At 69.8% G+C, this 15,821-nt stretch carries 17 protein-coding genes; 11 read left to right on the top strand and 6 right to left on the bottom strand.

Annotated elements, in window-relative coordinates; translation table 11 throughout:
- Positions 1-108 precede the first annotated feature (108 nt).
- On the top strand, positions 109-1,605 hold the full coding sequence (locus FHR38_RS11640) for a DUF2079 domain-containing protein (RefSeq protein ID WP_184534685.1): 1,497 nt from the start codon (positions 109-111) through the stop codon (positions 1,603-1,605).
- A 4-nt stretch (positions 1,606-1,609) separates the two neighbouring features.
- On the opposite strand, the gene FHR38_RS11635 is transcribed toward FHR38_RS11640, so the two are convergent.
- The gene (locus FHR38_RS11635; RefSeq protein WP_312882053.1) at positions 1,610-2,593 is read right to left on the bottom strand and encodes a terpene synthase family protein; all 984 of its coding nucleotides are present in this window, start codon (positions 2,591-2,593) and stop codon (positions 1,610-1,612) included.
- A gap of 77 nt (positions 2,594-2,670) precedes the next feature.
- On the opposite strand from FHR38_RS11635, the gene FHR38_RS11630 reads away from it, so the two are divergent.
- Positions 2,671-3,324: a UbiX family flavin prenyltransferase gene (locus FHR38_RS11630; protein ID WP_184534684.1), complete on the top strand. Its 654-nt coding sequence runs from the start codon at positions 2,671-2,673 to the stop codon at positions 3,322-3,324.
- 24 nt (positions 3,325-3,348) lie between these two features.
- Here FHR38_RS11630 and FHR38_RS32145 read toward each other — a convergent pair whose 3' ends face one another.
- Complete coding sequence (locus FHR38_RS32145) at positions 3,349-3,666, bottom strand: BldC family transcriptional regulator (protein WP_312882052.1); 318 nt, start codon at positions 3,664-3,666, stop codon at positions 3,349-3,351.
- Between the two features lie 250 nt (positions 3,667-3,916).
- Here FHR38_RS32145 and FHR38_RS11620 point away from each other — a divergent pair, with 250 nt between their 5' ends.
- Together FHR38_RS11620 and cds1 are read left to right on the top strand one after the other, a co-directional pair.
- Positions 3,917-4,369 (top strand): Lrp/AsnC family transcriptional regulator, encoded by a 453-nt coding sequence (locus FHR38_RS11620; RefSeq protein ID WP_184534683.1) that lies wholly within the window; start codon positions 3,917-3,919, stop codon positions 4,367-4,369.
- Between the two features lie 148 nt (positions 4,370-4,517).
- The gene (gene cds1 / locus FHR38_RS11615; protein WP_184534682.1) at positions 4,518-5,609 is read left to right on the top strand and encodes an L-cysteine desulfhydrase Cds1; all 1,092 of its coding nucleotides are present in this window, start codon (positions 4,518-4,520) and stop codon (positions 5,607-5,609) included.
- A 73-nt stretch (positions 5,610-5,682) separates the two neighbouring features.
- On the opposite strand, the gene FHR38_RS11610 is transcribed toward cds1, so the two are convergent.
- The 3 genes from FHR38_RS11610 to FHR38_RS11600 form a co-directional block, all read right to left on the bottom strand.
- Complete coding sequence (locus FHR38_RS11610) at positions 5,683-6,318, bottom strand: putative glycolipid-binding domain-containing protein (RefSeq protein ID WP_184534681.1); 636 nt, start codon at positions 6,316-6,318, stop codon at positions 5,683-5,685.
- A gap of 128 nt (positions 6,319-6,446) precedes the next feature.
- On the bottom strand, positions 6,447-8,198 hold the full coding sequence (locus FHR38_RS11605) for a DEAD/DEAH box helicase (RefSeq protein ID WP_184534680.1): 1,752 nt from the start codon (positions 8,196-8,198) through the stop codon (positions 6,447-6,449).
- Positions 8,199-8,418: 220 nt separating this feature from the next.
- Positions 8,419-8,763: a hypothetical protein gene (locus tag FHR38_RS11600; RefSeq protein WP_184534679.1), complete on the bottom strand. Its 345-nt coding sequence runs from the start codon at positions 8,761-8,763 to the stop codon at positions 8,419-8,421.
- Positions 8,764-8,968: 205 nt separating this feature from the next.
- Here FHR38_RS11600 and FHR38_RS11595 point away from each other — a divergent pair, with 205 nt between their 5' ends.
- Positions 8,969-9,340: a hypothetical protein gene (locus tag FHR38_RS11595; RefSeq protein ID WP_184534678.1), complete on the top strand. Its 372-nt coding sequence runs from the start codon at positions 8,969-8,971 to the stop codon at positions 9,338-9,340.
- A gap of 3 nt (positions 9,341-9,343) precedes the next feature.
- The gene (locus tag FHR38_RS11590) at positions 9,344-10,321 is read left to right on the top strand and encodes a hypothetical protein (protein WP_184534677.1); all 978 of its coding nucleotides are present in this window, start codon (positions 9,344-9,346) and stop codon (positions 10,319-10,321) included.
- Positions 10,322-10,460: 139 nt separating this feature from the next.
- Here the strand turns inward: FHR38_RS11590 and FHR38_RS11585 are convergent, their stop codons facing one another.
- The gene (locus tag FHR38_RS11585) at positions 10,461-11,918 is read right to left on the bottom strand and encodes a C40 family peptidase (protein WP_184534676.1); all 1,458 of its coding nucleotides are present in this window, start codon (positions 11,916-11,918) and stop codon (positions 10,461-10,463) included.
- 241 nt (positions 11,919-12,159) lie between these two features.
- Between FHR38_RS11585 and mqnE the strand changes: the two genes are divergently transcribed.
- From mqnE to FHR38_RS11560, 5 genes are all read left to right on the top strand, one after another.
- Complete coding sequence (mqnE, locus tag FHR38_RS11580; protein WP_184534675.1) at positions 12,160-13,329, top strand: aminofutalosine synthase MqnE; 1,170 nt, start codon at positions 12,160-12,162, stop codon at positions 13,327-13,329.
- A gap of 70 nt (positions 13,330-13,399) precedes the next feature.
- Complete coding sequence (locus FHR38_RS11575; protein WP_184534674.1) at positions 13,400-13,825, top strand: hypothetical protein; 426 nt, start codon at positions 13,400-13,402, stop codon at positions 13,823-13,825.
- A gap of 16 nt (positions 13,826-13,841) precedes the next feature.
- Positions 13,842-14,180, top strand: a complete 339-nt coding sequence (locus FHR38_RS11570) for a DUF4229 domain-containing protein (RefSeq protein ID WP_184534673.1) — start codon at positions 13,842-13,844, stop codon at positions 14,178-14,180.
- A 169-nt stretch (positions 14,181-14,349) separates the two neighbouring features.
- Positions 14,350-14,733 (top strand): hypothetical protein, encoded by a 384-nt coding sequence (locus FHR38_RS11565; RefSeq protein ID WP_184534672.1) that lies wholly within the window; start codon positions 14,350-14,352, stop codon positions 14,731-14,733.
- Between the two features lie 122 nt (positions 14,734-14,855).
- Positions 14,856-15,821 carry a DUF559 domain-containing protein gene (locus tag FHR38_RS11560; protein ID WP_184534671.1) on the top strand — a complete coding sequence of 322 codons (966 nt, stop codon included), beginning with the start codon at positions 14,856-14,858 and terminating at the stop codon, positions 15,819-15,821.

Below are 15,821 nucleotides of genomic sequence, written 5' to 3'. Positions count from 1 at the left end.
ACCCACCTGCCGAGCGTCGGACCCGCGCACAGCGGGCTGCCGGGCCGACCGAGCGATTGTGGCGTGGCGTAACCGCCACCCTCAATATTGCGCTGTGAAGATGTGTCGATGCGCCACGACGAGCGGGATTCGGGCACGAGCACGGACACGCCGGTCCGACCCTGGCCTGATATACCGAAACAGTCCGACGTCGACACCCCATCGGAACAGTCCCGGTCCGGTACACCGTGGCAACGGCTGGCCAGCCGCCGGGCACTGCCGTATCTGTTGGCCGGAATCGCCTTCGTCCTCTACGAGGTGCTGTCCGTCGTACGCCACCTGACCGGGCGTACGACCGGATACGACCTCGGGATCTTCGAACAGGTGGTCCGGAACTACGCGCATTTCGACACCCCGGTCAGCGCGCTCAAAGGACCGGGCGTCAACATCCTGGGCGACCACTTCAGCCCGATACTGGCGGCTCTCGGCCCGGTCTATCTTCTCTTTCCGAGCCCGGTCACGCTGCTCACCGTCCAGGCTGCGGCGTTCGCCCTGTCGGTCGTACCGATCACCCGGCTGGCCATCCGCGCCAGCGGGGTCGGCCTCGGGGGCATCCTCGGTGCGGCCTACGCGCTGTCCTGGGGAATACAGAGCGCGGTGGTCTTCGACTTCCACGAGGCGTGCCTGGCGGTGGTCTTCGTGGCCTTCTGCGTGGAACGGCTGTGCCGGCAGGAGTGGCGGGCGGCCGTCGTCTACGCCCTTCCGCTGCTCCTCGTCAAGGAAGACCTCGGGCTCACGGTGGCCGCGATCGGTCTGTACATCGCGCTGCGCGGGCCGAGGAGGACAGGCGTACTGCTGGCGCTCGGCGGGGTGGCCGCCTGCTGCCTGACGGTGCTGGTACTGATCCCACACTTCAACGCGTACGGCCAGAACACCTACCTGGGGCAGGCATCCGGGGCAACGGGGAACCCGCTGGTCCGGTTCCTCATGCCCGTCGAGAAGACCGAGACCATCCTGATGTTGCTTGCTCCGACGGCCTTCCTGGCGCTGCGCTCCCCACTCCTGATCATCGCGTTGCCCACGATTGCCTGGCGGTTCTGGGCAACCAATCCCTTCTACTGGGGAACGGGGCACCACTACAGTGCCGTGCTCATGCCCGTCGTCTTCGCCGCCGCTGCGGTGTCCGTACCGCACGTCCATACCCGGGTCCGGGCAGCCCTGCCGCGATGCTCCCGGCACTTCCACCGGGTGATCGGCGCGTGGTGTGTCGTATTCGTCGTCCTGTATTCCGTGAACGCCCCTGTCGGCCGACTCTTCCAAGGCGCGACCTGGCGACCTGTACTGTCGTCGGCGGAGCGGGGATCCCTGGCCACTATCCCGGACGCAGCGACCGTCGCCGCCGAGAACTCCCTGGCACCGCAGCTCACCACCCGGACGACGGTTCACATCTTTCCCACGTACCCCAATCCGCAGTTGCGGCCGAACTGGGTGGCGGTCGTAGATCCCCCCGAGCCGGGAATCGCGCCGGTCGAACAGCAACTAGCGGCGATACGGCAGTTGCCGGCGCTCGGCTACGAACTGGTGGACCGGAGGGAGCAGGTGAGCATCTACCGGCTGACTGGCTGACCAGCTAGCCGCCGGGGCTGACGTACCGCTGACTCTCCCACGACCAGTCGATCGTGCCCCGGATCGAACCAGCCACCGAGTCGAGGTAGTGGCGCAGCGGCCGGTCGATCCTGGGACCGAAGGAGGGCACGGCCGACACCAGCTCGGTAAACCGGTCCATCGTCTCCTGCCATCGGCGGACCACCAGCGCGTTGGCCAACTCGACCGGTACGTGACTCTCCCGGGCGACCGCCAGCACCAGGTTGTGCCCGCCCGAGGTGATGGTGTCCCGGTCCAGCGACAACAGGTCGTTGAACCAGGAAAGCAGGTCGTTACCGGTAGTGGTGATCTCCTGGATCAGCGGATGGTGATGGACCGCCACCGGCAGTGGCGTGCCCGTGGTGAGCTCGACCAGGGTGTACGACACGTACGCCGCGGACGTCGCGCGCCGCAGGTGGATGTACTCGGTCACGGAAGGGCGCCGCTGCTTGGCCTTGTTGTCCGCCTCCACGAGGATCCCGTCGAGATGGTGCCGGACCGCGTCGAGGAAGCGGGATCGCCACGTCGAGCCCGTCCGTGCCCGCAGCGTCCGCCACACCCGGACCAGCATCTGCCGTAGCAGGCCGGCGAAGGCCGGGTGCTGATGGCGGGGACCGGGCCGTAACACGTGCAGGACTCCGGCCCGCACTCCCCGTACGTCCGGTGCTGCCTCCCCGGGCGGGCCGTCGCAGGCGTCGTCGAGCAGGAAGAACCAGGTGAAGAGGGCGGCGATGGTACGCAGGTCGGTTGGGTTGGCGTCCGGGTAGAGCCGGCTCGCGTAGTAGGCGATGTTGCCGCGGCGGAGCCGGTCGAGGTCCAGGTTCGGGGTGTCGGCCGGTAGGTCGAAGTGGCAGAGCCAGTCGTCGAGCCAGCCCTGCACGGCTGCGGCGTGGGGCGAGATACGCGACGGTATCGGGCAGTGCGATCGCACCGCCAGTAGGCCGGCATGGTCCACGCCGATCGCCTCCACCGGGGTGTTGGAAAGGAGGTTGACAGTATCCCAGGGGTGGCTGGGCGACAGCCCCGCGGACAGGGGAAGCTTGGGGCATGCGAAGGCCGTGGGTGGTCGGGGTTTCCGGCGCGTCAGGTACGCCGTACGCGGCGGCGACGATCAATGGACTGCTCGACGCGGGTGAGGCGGTCGACCTGGTGGTGTCCCGGGCGGCCCGGCTGACGATCCTGGACGAGACGGGTAGGGCGTTCCGTGACGGGCACTGGCAGGACGACCTGACCGCCTGGCTGGGACGGAACGTTGGCGACGGTGACGTGACGTACTGGCCGGCCGGTGATCTGGCCGCCGGACCGAGTAGCGGATCGTATCCGGTCAAGGGGATGGCGGTGGTGCCGGCGAGTACGGCGGCCTGTGCCGGCATCGCCATCGGCCTGTCCAAGGATCTGTTGCAGCGCGCCGCCGAGGTCAACCTGAAGGAACGTCGCCCGGTGGTGGTGGTGCCGAGGGAGACCCCGGTGACCCGTAGTCATCTGGAGCACCTGCTTGCGCTGCACGACGCGGGAGCGGTGGTGCTACCCGCCAGTCCCGGCTTCTATGGTGCGGGGGCCGGTGCCTCGGCCCAACAGTTGGTCGACTTCGTCGCGGGCAAGGTGCTCGACGCGCTCGGCGTACCGCACTCGCTCTTTCGGCGCTGGTCGGGCGAGCTGGGCGCGGCCCACGAGTCCGGTGTGGTCCGCGCCCGACCGTGACCGCTGACCACGCCGGTCCTGGGATCAGTACATCCCGGCGGGACTGGTGGTGCCGGCACCGGGGGTGTAGCCAGGGCCGGCTGGAGTGGCTGCACCGGGACCGGCCGGGGTGGCCGGGCTGGTGCCGGTAGGACGGTTGACCGCGCTCTCGTCGATCTCGTCGAGCATGCCCTCGCCTTCCAGCAGGGCGCGTACCTCTGACTCTCGGAACCGACGATGGCCACCGGGAGTGCGGATACTGCCGATACGACCGGCGGCGGCCCACCGTGTGACGGTCTTCGGGTCGACCCGGAACAGGGCAGCAACTTCGCCCGGTGTCAGTAGACGATCTCCAGTGTCCACAGCCCCCTCCTCGCGTCGCCGAAGCCTCCGGACTGGTAGGTAGGACCGTCCCCCGGACAGGTGGCTGCCAGAGACCTCGTAAGGGACGTATGGCAATTACAGCATCGTGAGAGTGGCGTGTCCGGCAAACGCGAAAACGCACTTTTTGGGGGGTTGGGCTGCTACGATTTGCGTTATTTAATCTCTTTGTCGCCAGGCAAGGTTTTACCGCCCGCAGGACGGCTCATCCGCCCGGTTAGGGTCACACTCCGTGGATGCCATCGATCTGAGGCTTGTGGAGTTGCTGCGTGGCAACGCCCGGCTCTCCTACGCCGAGCTGGCCCGACAGGTCAGCCTCTCCGCCCCGGCCGTGCACGAGCGGGTCGGCAAGTTGGAAGCCGGTGGCGTGATTCGCGGCTATCGGGCCGACGTGGAGCCAGAAGCGGTCGGGTTGGGTGTCACCGCCCTGATCGGCATCGTCCAGGACTCCGGTGGCGATACCGACGACGTGCTCGAAACCATCCGCGCCATGCCCGAGATCGAGTCCTGCTACTTCATGGCCGGCGTGGAATCCTTCCTACTCAAGGCCAGGGTCGGCACCATCGCCGAGTTGGAGTTGCTGATCGTACGACTGAATCGGACGGCCGGCGTGGCGTCGACACGTACCGCGATTGCGCTCTCCACCAAGTGGGAGAACCGGCCACAGCCCATCACCCCCTCCTGAAGCCGGATCCGACAGGCCGGCGGGACCGGCTCGCCGTGGACCGCATGTGTCAGCCCGGTCGGGCTGCCGGTCGGGCTGCCGGTCGGGCTGCCGGTCGGGCTGCCGGTCGGGCTGCTGCGGAGGCACGGAAACTTGTTACGGTCGCGACATGAAACCTCTGGACCGGTGTAACGATGCTGACCGCGCCTGGACGATTGATGCGATCGCCCAGGTGGAGGCGGACGCCAACCGGTCGGCCGACACCCACCTGCTGCCCTTTCCGTTGCCCCGCGACTGGGGGGTCGACCTCTACCTCAAGGACGAGTCGGTGCACCCCACCGGCTCACTCAAGCACCGATTGGCCCGGTCCCTGTTCCTGTACGGCCTCTGCAACGGCTGGATCGGCCCCCGCACCACGATCGTGGAGGCGTCGTCCGGGTCGACGGCCGTCTCCGAGGCGTACTTCGCCCGGATGCTCGGGCTCCCGTTCATCGCCGTCATGCCCGCCTCCACCTCGGGGGAGAAGATCGCTCTGATCGAGTTCCAGGGCGGCCAGTGCCATCTGGTCGACGACCCCGCCAAGGTCGTGATCGAGGCCCGTTGGCTCGCCGAGGACCGGGGCGGGCACTTCATGGACCAGTTCACCTACGCCGAGCGCGCCACCGACTGGCGGGGCAACAACAACATCGCCGAGTCGATCTACACCCAGATGGCGCTCGAACGGTACCCTGTCCCGTCCTGGATCGTCGTCGGCGCGGGGACCGGAGGCACCAGCGCCACCATCGGCCGGTACGCCCGTTACCAGCGGCTGCCAACGAAGCTGTGCGTGGTCGACCCGGAGAACTCCGCCTTCTATCCGGCCTGGCGCGACGGCGACTGGTCCACGTCGACCGGCCAGGGATCGCGGATCGAGGGGATCGGCCGGCCCACGGTCGAACCGTCCTTCCAGCCGGCCGTGGTGGACCGGATGTGCCAGGTCCCGGATGCGGCGTCCCTGGCCGCCATGCGGGCGGCCTCAGACGTACTGGGGCGACGGGTGGGGGGTTCGACCGGCACCAACCTGTGGGGGGCCTTCGGCATCATCGCCCGGATGCGGGCAGCCGGGGAGACCGGCTCGGTGGTGACCCTGCTCTGCGACGGCGGCGAGCGCTACACCGACACCTACTACGCCGACGAGTGGGTGGCCGGGCAGGGCCTGGACCTTGCCCCACACCTGGCCACCATCGAGCGGTTCCTGGCCACCGGCACCTGGCCACTCTGAGACAGGGAAGGAGCGCCTCTTCTCATCGCCCTCGACCTTGGGAAGGGGCCCTTCCTGACGCAGGAGGGCGTGTCTAACGTGCCGCTGGCTCGCGGCGCTCGGCCAGCCCCGGATAGTGCTCGACGTAGCCGTTGGCATCGAGTTGCAGGTCCGCGGTGAAGCCCTCGCTGGCGAACCGTACCCGGCCCGATCCGAGGGCTGTATAGACCTGCTCGGCCGGGATCACCACCAGGCTCGGCACCTGCACCCAGACGACGGTGAGCCGGTACGCCGTACCCGGTTCGGCGTCGAGCAGACCGAGCCGACGTACCGGCAGGGTGTTGAACAGCGGGGCGTTTCCAAGGTCGACGTCGATCGCGTCGCCGAACTGGTCAGGGTCCTCCGTGCCCGGCAGCCCAGCGTCCGGGCGGCCGATCGCGCGGAGTGCGGCGGCCAGGTCGCCCTGTTCCGCGGTGCTCGCCCGCCACTGGCCGGCGGCCCGCTCCAGCCGGAGCGTACGGAGCCAGCCGGCGCCCTCGACGCTCACCTCCAGCCGGGTGGGGCTCCAGGTCTCGTCGGTGACCAACTCGTACCGGCAGGTGTAGGGCAGTGGGTCGACGGACAATCCGACACCCCGCGCACTGAGGCCGCGCCGGTCGTCGAACAGCGCATGGTCGCTGCCGGCGGTGTCGATCCGGGACCAGAAGACTGACTTCGGCATGGTCGGCATGAGCGGAGGTTACCCTCCGTGAGCTCTGCTGGCGCGCCAACCGTACGACGAGAACGCCGTTGCCGGGAATCGGTGGACCGTTCGGTCCCACCTCTCCGCGACAACGGCGCTCGTGTCGGTGCTGACGATCAGTGGGTACGCGTCGGGCGGCGCCCGGAGAACCGTCGCTCGCCGGTGGCGGCCCGCTCGTCGCGGGGCCGGTCAGCCCAGGAACGGTCATCGCGTGGGCGCTCGTCCCGGTGGTCCCGGGCGCGACCCTCGTGGCGGTACCCGCCCTGGCGATCTCCCGAGTGCCAGCCACCACCCGGCCGGCTGCCACGCCGTTCGCCAAAGTTTCCGTCACCGGAGCGGCGCTCGCCCCGGTCAGCCCGGTCCCGATCGCCGAATCGGCGTTCGCCCTGCGGGCGGTCCTCGAAGCGGCGTTCGCCGGTGGGGCGGTCACCGAACCGGCGTTCGCCTTGCGGGCGGTCACCGAATCGGCGTTCGCCCTGCGGGCGGTCCTCGAAGCGGCGTCCGCCGGTGGGGCGGTCACCGAACCGGCGTTCACCCCGTGGGCGGTCCCCGTGTCGGCGTTCCCCACGGCGTGGCGGTGCCGGTTCGTCGACCACCGGGACACCGCTGGGTTCCTGCGCTCCGGTCAGCTCGGTCAGGGCGGCGTCACCAGACCGGACCCGGGTCTGGGCCGGCTCGACACCGGCCTTCTCCAGCATCGCCAACGTCGTACGGCGCTGCTTGGGCAGGACCAGGGTGGCCACCGCACCCGACTCGCCGGCCCGGGCGGTACGACCCGCGCGGTGCAGGTAGTCCTTCGGGTCCTTCGGCGGGTCGACGTGTACGACGAGGGACACCCCGTCGACGTGAATGCCCCGGGCGGCCACGTCTGTGGCGACCAGGACGTTCATCCGCCCCTCTTTGAACTCGGCGAGGGTACGGGTGCGTACCCGCTGGGTCTTGCCGCCGTGCAACGCACCGGCGCGTACGCCGACCGCGGCGAACTGTTCGACCAACCGGTCGACGCCCATCTGGGTCCGCGCGAACATCATGGTGCGACCCTGCCGGGCGGCGATGGACGCGGCAACCGCGAACTTGTCGTGCGGCGGGATCAGCAGCAGGTGGTGGTCCATGGTGGACACAGCGGCGGTCGGCGGGGCGGTCGAGTGGGTGACCGGATCGGTCATGAACCGCTTGACCAGCGTGTCCACGTCACCGTCGAGAGTCGCCGAGAAGAGCAGCCGCTGCGCGCCGGCCGGCGTCTTGGCCAGCAACTCGGTGACGTCGGGCAGGAAGCCCATGTCGGCCATCTGGTCGGCCTCGTCCAGGACGGTGACCTCGATGTCGTCGAGGTTGCAGACGCCCCGCGAGATCAGGTCGCCGAGGCGACCCGGGGTGGCCACGATGATCTCGACACCGCGACGCAGCGAGTCGATCTGCCGGTCGTACGGCACGCCGCCGACCGCCGTCTTGAGGAACACACCGACCGACTTGCCCAACGGCATGAGGGCGTCGTTGACCTGCATGGCGAGTTCCCGCGTCGGCACCAGGACGAGGGCCCGAGGGTGCAGCGGCCGGGCCCGACCGCCGGCCGCCATGCGGGCGAGCATGGGCAGCCCGAAGGCCAGGGTCTTGCCGGAGCCCGTCTGGCCACGGCCTAGTACGTCCCGTCCGGCCAGCGCGTCCGGCACGGTGGCCTGCTGGATCGGGAACGGGGTGGTGATGCCTTCCCGGTTGAGTGCCCGGACGAGGTCCTTGGGCAGACCGAGAGAGATGAAGGTGGGGGCCGCGACCTCCGGCGTCGCAGCGGGGGTGGTGGTCGACTCGGTCTCGTCGACCGGGGCGTCGAGGACGGACGGGAACGTGCTGGGGTCAGCGAAGGACGTCAAGAAAAACCTCTCAAGCGGGGCGCATCTTCGCGATGGCCCGCCACGGCACGCAAACTCCGCCGCTGAATCGCCCGCAAGATCGCCCAAGGGCGTGCGGTGGGCACGCCAGGTCAGTGATTACCGCAAGTGTACGGGTGTCCGGCGCAGTCGCCACCCGCACGACACTCCCAGTGGGCAGGCTCACCCTTGACAGTGTCGTGCATAACAGTCGTAGCTGACTTCAGCCGCCCAGGATTCCGTTGAAAACGCTGCTGATGGCGTCGCCGGCGGTGATGGCGAGAACCAAACCGATCACGACGACGATGCCGAGGCCCACCAGCAGCATGATCATCACCTTGGCGGTGCTACCCGCCGAGTCCGGCGTGTCGGCCCAGCCCTGGGCGAGGATGTGGCCGGTCAGCGAGCCTGTGGTCTCCGATGGATCTCGGAGGGGGAGGGCCACCGTCATCTCGGCGGGAGCGCTGCCGTCCGGACTTCCGTACACCCGTCCCGGTGTTGGTTGACGGGGCACCACCGGCGCGTTGCCCGGTGGCGTGGAGAGCTGACCGTATGGCGTCGGCAGCACCGCTGTCGTCGACGAAGCCGGAACTGACGGCGACGGGAACGGTGCTGACGGCACTGACGGCGACGGGAACGGTGCTGACGGGAACAGGTCCGCCGAGGATGTGACACTGACCGAGGAACTAGTGCCTGGCGCGGTGACCGGCGGCAGTGTGTAGCCGGTCGGACCCGCGACCGACGAGGCGGCAGCGGTCGCCGATGGGGTGGCCATGGCTGGTGGCGGCGGGAAGGGCGGCACCGGCATCGGGCCGGGTGGCGCGGGTGCCGGCGGTGCCGGCGGGTACGGCGGTGCCGGTGGCGGGGCAGGCGGAGTGGGCGCTGGCGGTGGGGTCGGTGCCGGCGCGGGTGGCGGTGGGGTCGGACCCGGTGGGGTCGGACCCGGCGGTGGTGGCCCCGGCGGCACCGGTTTCGGTGGTGCCGGGAACGGGGAGGGAGCCGGCCCGGGGCCGGGCGGGCTGGGTGGTTCCGGTGCCGGAGGCTGGGCCGGGTCGGGTGGCCGGACCGGCTCGGGTGGCTCGACCGGATCCGGGGGCTGGGTCGGCGCGGGAAGCTGCGCTGGATTGGCTGCACCAGCCTGGTAGACCTTGGCGCTGCCAGCCGCAGCGGGAATGGTGGCGACCTCGTGCGCGGTCACGGGCGGCAATTTCGGCACTGACACGGCCGCCCGGGCCGGGATGGACTCGGCCGGTGGTGCACTGCGCTGGGCGGGCACCAGGGGTGAGGACGCGGCGCTCGGGGCGAAGCCAGGCGACCCGGCCGGCAGAACAGCCTCTGGCAACGTGTACGCGGGCATGATGCCGGCTGCGGACGCACCGACCAGGGCTGGCGCGGACGCCGAGGCGGAAACCGGCGCGGACGCGGAAGCTGAGGCGGATGCGGAAGCTGGCACGGACGCCGAGGCGGACACGGAAACCGGCGCGGACGCGGAAGCTGGCACGGACGCCGAGGCGGACACGGAAACCGGCGCGGACGCGGAAGCTGAGACTGGCACCGAGGCGACTGCTGATGCCGGCGACTCTTGTGGCGACTTCGCCGAGGTGTCATCCGGCGTCGGAACGGCGGCAGCGCCGAGATCACTCGCCCGGTACGTCGTACCGGCGGTCGGCTCGGTGCGTACCTGCTCGACGCCCTTGGTGCTGGGCGGAACGCTCACCGCCACACTGGCCCGCCCCCGTACGGTTGCCGCCTCGTTTGCGGCTACGGCCGCGGAGGCCCCGATCGCGGAGGCCCCGATCGTGGAGGCCCCGATCGTGGAGGTCCCGGTCGCAGAGGCGCCGGTCGGCGCAGCCGTCGAGGCGGAAGCTCCTGGCTCGGTAGTGGTGATCGCCTGTTCCATAGCCGGTGGTGTGGGGCGAGTCGGCCACAGTGCCCCGGCCGGTGGGGCGGGCGGGGGCTCGTACGCCTCGGGCTGGGCCGGCTCGGGTGCGGCGGGCACCGTGGTCCCGACGGGCGGTGGCGGTGGCAACGGGGTCAGCTCGGCTGACTCCTCACTCAGTTCGGCAGCGGTCTCGGGTGCCGTACCGGGCTGCGGGGCGGGGTCCGCCTCGTGTGGCGAACCCTGATTTTCGTCCATTGCTGCCTCCCGCGCCCACGCTCGCGCCCGGACCGCTGGCGTCGGTCCGGTAGTACTTCGGACTCACGGTGCCATACTCACGCCCGAGCGCACAGCCGGAGTCCGCACTTGGCGCGTCAGCTGGCGCTCTACTCCGGTCCGGCCGTGCCGCCGGTCGGCTCCGGTCCGGCCGAACCACCGGTCGGGGTCGGTCCGGCCGTCGGGGAGACCGATGGGGTGGCCGTCGGGGAAGGCGACGTCGTGGTGGGCGGGGTCGTCGGCGGCGTCGTGGGCGGGGTCGTCGGCGGCGTGGTGGGCGGGGTCGTCGGCGACTTGGTGGGCGTCGGCGATGGGCTGCTGGTGGGGGGCTTCGAGGGCGGCGGACTGGTCGGCGTGACCGGCACGGCGTCGAGCACCCGGGTCGCGGCATAGAGACGCGACCATGGGACGACCGACCGCTTCACCACGTCACCGGCGGTGGGGGCGTGCACCATCTTGCCGTCACCGATGTACATAGCGACGTGGTGGACGCTGGTCCAGCTGCTCGTTGAGGCGAAGAACAGCAGATCGCCGGGGAGCAGGTTGTGCCGGGCGACCGGCCGGTTGCGGGTGGCGTAGTACTGGTCCTTGGCCACCCGGGGCAGACCCCGGTAGTTCGCCTTCGGTGACCGATAGGCCGCCCACATCAGCCCGGAGCAGTCGAACCGGTTCGGTCCCTCGGCACCCCAGAGGTAGGGGTCGCCGAGTTGGGCGAGGGCGTAGCTGACGGCGGCCAGCGCGCGAGGGTTGGCCCGCATGCCGTTGACGTCGGTGTCCTTGAGGTACTGCTCGCCGAGCCGCTGCTCGGCGGCCTCCTGCGCCCGCTCCAGGGCCTCGATCTGCTCGATGTTGTCCTGCCGGAGCTTTCGGAGGGCAGCCTCCAACCTCTGGTACTCGGCCTCGGTCTTGGTGAACTCCTGATCAGCGTTCGTGACGGCGGTCTGCGCCCCCAGGAGCTGCTGGCTGGCAGCCTGCTGGGCGTCCCGAGCCCGGCCCAGTTCCCGTGCCGGGGCACTGGTGTCGCTGCCGCTGTGCTGGCCCTTCTGCAGCCGGTTGAGCGCGCCGAGCCCGCGTAGGTCGGGATCGACCGAGCCGGGCGGCAGGGCGGCGGCCTTCTTGAGCGCCTCGGCGGCTGCGGCATCGGCGACCACCTGCGCCTTGGCCAGCGCATCGTTCGCCATCCGCAGCGAGTGCTCGGCGGTGGCCAGCCCGACGCGGGCGTTGTCGCGGGACTGGCGCAGGGTGAGCAGACTCTGGCCCAGGATGGCGACCTGGGTCTGCTGGAGGTAGATCTGCGTGGCGAGGGGGCCCTGTTCCAGGGGCAACCCGAGACCGGGGGGCGTGACTCCACCGATCGGGGCACCCGGGAGTGGGACCTGACCGCCGATGGGCAGCGGACGGGCACCGCTGTCGGGGACGGTGTTGGGCAGTGCCGGCTCGGCGTACACCGGCGCGGCGAAGGCGAAGGCGACCGCCGCACCGAGCACGGCGGACCAGACCAGCGGCCGAAGAACTGGAGAAACCGTCTCGCCCGATCGGGCCTGCTGCCTGCGCCTGCTCTTGGCCATCCTGTCCCCCGTCCGACGATGGAAGAGCCGCGCGGGTGGCGCGGCAGGGTGTTCTGGCACCGAGTGTGTCTCGTGTCCTAGTTCGTCTTACCGCACCGCTTCGCCGTTGTCGATTGGCTGTCGGGTAACGAGACACTGAGAATCTGGTGAAGTACGTCGCTGCCCGGCGGCCGGCCGTCCGGTTGGTCGCCGATGCCACGTACGCTCGGTCGTGGACCGCTGGTGGAAGGGACGGGCTGGCATGGACGCCGGACGCAAGCGTGAGCTGGAAGAGAAGGTATACGCCGGGGAGCGGCTGAGCCGCCAGGACGGTGAGGACCTCTACGCCAGCGACGACCTGGCGTGGCTGGGGCGACTGGCCCACCACCGCCGTACGGAGCTGAACGGCGAGCGGGTGATGTTCAACGTCAACCGGCACCTCAACCTGACCAACGTGTGCAGTGCTTCCTGCGCGTACTGCTCCTTCCAGCGCAAGCCTGGCGAGAAGGACGCGTACACGATGCGCATCGAGGAGGCGGTCCGCAAGGCCAAGGAGATGGAGGACGAGCATCTCACCGAGCTGCACATCGTCAACGGCCTGCACCCGACGCTGCCCTGGCGCTACTACCCGAAGGTGCTGCGCGAGCTGAAGGCGGCGCTGCCGAACATCAAGCTCAAGTGCTTCACCGCGACCGAGGTGCAGTGGTTCGAGAAGATCAGCGGCCTGTCGGCCGACGCGATCCTCGACGAGCTGATGGACGCCGGCCTGGAGTCGCTGACCGGCGGTGGCGCGGAGATCTTCGACTGGGAGGTCCGCCAGCACATCGTCGACCACGCCTGCCACTGGGAGGACTGGTCGCGAATCCACAAGCTGGCCCACTCGAAGGGCATGAAGACCCCGGCGACGATGCTCTACGGCCACATCGAGGAGCCCCGGCACCGGGTGGACCACGTGCTGCGGTTGCGCGAACTCCAGGACGAGACCGGTGGATTCGCGGTCTTCATCCCGCTGCGCTACCAGCACGACTTCGTCGACTCGGCGGACGGCAAGATCCGCAACCGGATCCAGGAGCGGACCACGATGGCGTCGCCGGCCGAGTCGTTGAAGACGTTCGCGGTGTCCCGGCTGATGCTGGACAACATTCCGCACGTCAAGTGCTTCTGGGTGATGCACGGGCTGTCGGTGGCTCAGACGTCGCTCAACTTCGGGGTGGACGACCTGGACGGTTCGGTCGTCGAATACAAGATCACCCACGATGCCGACTCGTACGGCACGCCGAACACGATGCACCGCGAGGATCTGCTGAACCTGATCTGGGACGCCGGCTTCCGTCCCGTCGAGCGGGATACCCGCTACAACGTGGTACGCGAGTACGACGCCCCGCCGTCGCTGGCGGAGCGCCGGTCCGAGCCGCAGCAGGTCTGGGCCTGACCACCGTCGGGTCAGCACCGGCACGGCCGACCGGGGCCGGGCGCGGCAGCTCACGTACCCTCGACTGGTTATGAGCGAGCAGCAGCGCGGCGGCTTTCCCCGGCGGGACGACGACGGACGCATCACATACCTGACCGACCTGTTCGGGATCATCCTGGCCGGTCTGGTCATCGGTGTGTTGATCCTGGTGCTCTTCGACTGGGTCGTGGTGCTGCTCGGGCTGGACACGTTCGGTCGGGCCAACGGCTGGCTGGCGGTGATCCTGCCGGCGTGGCTCTTCGTCGAGGAGTTCCGCGCCTGGGAGCGGGGTCCGGCCCGGATCGCGGCGGCCTTGGTGGCGGCGGTCGTCGGCATCGCCGCCGGGCTGCTCGTCGCCGGGCTGGTCGGCGAGCTGCCGTCGCTGGCTTCCGGCGCGCTCGCGGCGGCGGTCTTCTCGCTGTCGTACGCGTTGGTCTGGTTCGTGGGCGTCCGGTGGCTGACCCGCCGGATCGGCTGATCGGAAGGAAAGAACGATGGGTGCCGCGGCAAAGTACACGTTGGGCCGGCTCGGCCTGTTCGTGGTGGTCGTGCTGGCGCTCCTGCCGGTGGACATCAACCTCTTCCTGAAGCTGATCCTGGCCTTGGCCTTCTCCGCCGCGCTGTCCTTCTTCCTGCTGCGCGGCTGGCGCGACGAGATGGCCCAGGAGATGGCCGACGCGGCCGACCGGCGCAAGGTCGAGAAGGAGCGCCTGCGCAGCGCCCTGGCCGGTGACGACTCCGCCGACGCTGCCGCCGACCAAGCCGACCAGACGAAGGCCGACCAGCCCAAGCAGCCCAAGGGCAAGGGCAAGGGCGACAAGTCAGAGTCTTGACGTCCTTGCCGCCCTCCGCCCGTGCCTTCGCCTCTGCCGAGGTGCCGATCGGGAGCGCGGGCGGCGATCGGCACGGTTAGGCCGGAACCGAGCGGGAACCACCGGGTGCCCGCCTCGACGCGAACGAGCGCGGGCGCGAGCCGGCTGAGACTTTGGGGAGGTGGCTGCGGTGGCCGGAGAGGATGAGTCGGACAAGATTGACGAAAGCGATCCGTTGTACTCGGGATCGATTACCTGGCGAGTTGACGAGCTGGGTGGCGGAAACCAGGACGCAGAGGTCGTTGTCGTGGTCGAGGAGGGCGGTGAATCGCCTCCGCCGGAGGAATATGTAGCCGTCTGCCTGGACTACTACCACGATCCCAACCTCCCTGGCGCGATGGCGAGCGGGGTACGCCCGAACGGCATCTGGGTGGGTCCGTCGCACGGAAACCACTACGACGGCGCGTTGGGCGAGGCCACAGCGCACGAACACCCGGGAGCGCAGGTCGCGATCGAGCTGCCCGGTGACTGGTACCAGCTGACGGGTGAGCCGTACGTCCGTCACCTCTACTGAACAGGTGGTCGACCAGTCGGTGGAACGTCAGGTACCTCAAATGAGTCGAGTGACGTACCTGACGTTCCACTCTGGAGTTGGCGGGGCAGCGACCGGCGGCCCGCGTACGGCATGCTGCCCCGATGTCACGCCCCGCACACGTCCCTCGACGGTTGGCGTTCCTGCCCTTCCGGGGCAGCCGGGCAGTCGGCGAGGGCTTGCTGACCCGGCGGATGCTCACCGGACCGACCTGGTGCCGGCTGCTGCCCGACGTCTACGTCCACAGGGACGCGTTCGCTCGGGCTGACCATCGGATGTGGTGCGACGCGGTCGCCCTGCTACTTCCACCGGGGGCGGCGATCGGTGGGCTCAGTGCGGCGTACCTCTGGGGGGTCGATCTGCTGCCCCGGGACGCGCCGGTCAGCGTGGTGCTTCCGCCGGCTCGCCGGATGCGTACCCACCCGATGCTCGACCTGGGCCGGTCCGTGCTGCCGGCCGGTGACCTCACCCGGTTCGCCGGTCTGCCCGTCACCACCCCGGTACGGACCGCCTTCGACCTGGGTCGCCGTACGCCCCGCAGCCAGGCGGTGATCGCGCTGGACGCGCTGCTGCACCGGAGAGTGGTCAAACGCGAAAAGTTGCGCGCCTATCTCGACGAGCATGCGGGCTGGCCGGGTATGCCCCTGCTGCGTGAGGTGCTGGCACTCGCCGAACCGCTGGCCGAGTCGCCGATGGAGACCCGGCTGCGACTGCTCCTGGTCGACGCCGGCCTCCCGCGCCCGATCGCGCAGCACGAGATCCGCGCGCCGACCGGGCGGTTCGTCGCCCGGGTGGACCTCGCCTATCCGGACTCGCGGATCGCGATCGAGTACGAGGGGGACCATCATCGGGAACGAGCCCAGTTCCGTCGGGACGTGACCCGGCTGAACGCGCTCCGGGCGGCCGGGTGGCTGGTGCTTCGCTTCACCGCCGACGACGTACTGCGGAAACCCGCGCGGGTCGTCCGGGAGGTGACCACCGCGCGCACGGAACGGCGACCGTCGCTGGTGGGAACACCGCGTACGTCAACCGGGTCGGATGACGTACGCGGTGTTCCGGTCGAGCGGTAA

Origin of the sequence: Micromonospora polyrhachis (assembly GCF_014203835.1) — a bacterium.
GTDB classification, from domain to species: Bacteria; Actinomycetota; Actinomycetes; order Mycobacteriales; family Micromonosporaceae; genus Micromonospora_H; species Micromonospora_H polyrhachis.
The sequence above is the reverse complement of the archived record's forward strand: the minus strand, read 5'-3'. Positions and strand labels throughout refer to the sequence as shown.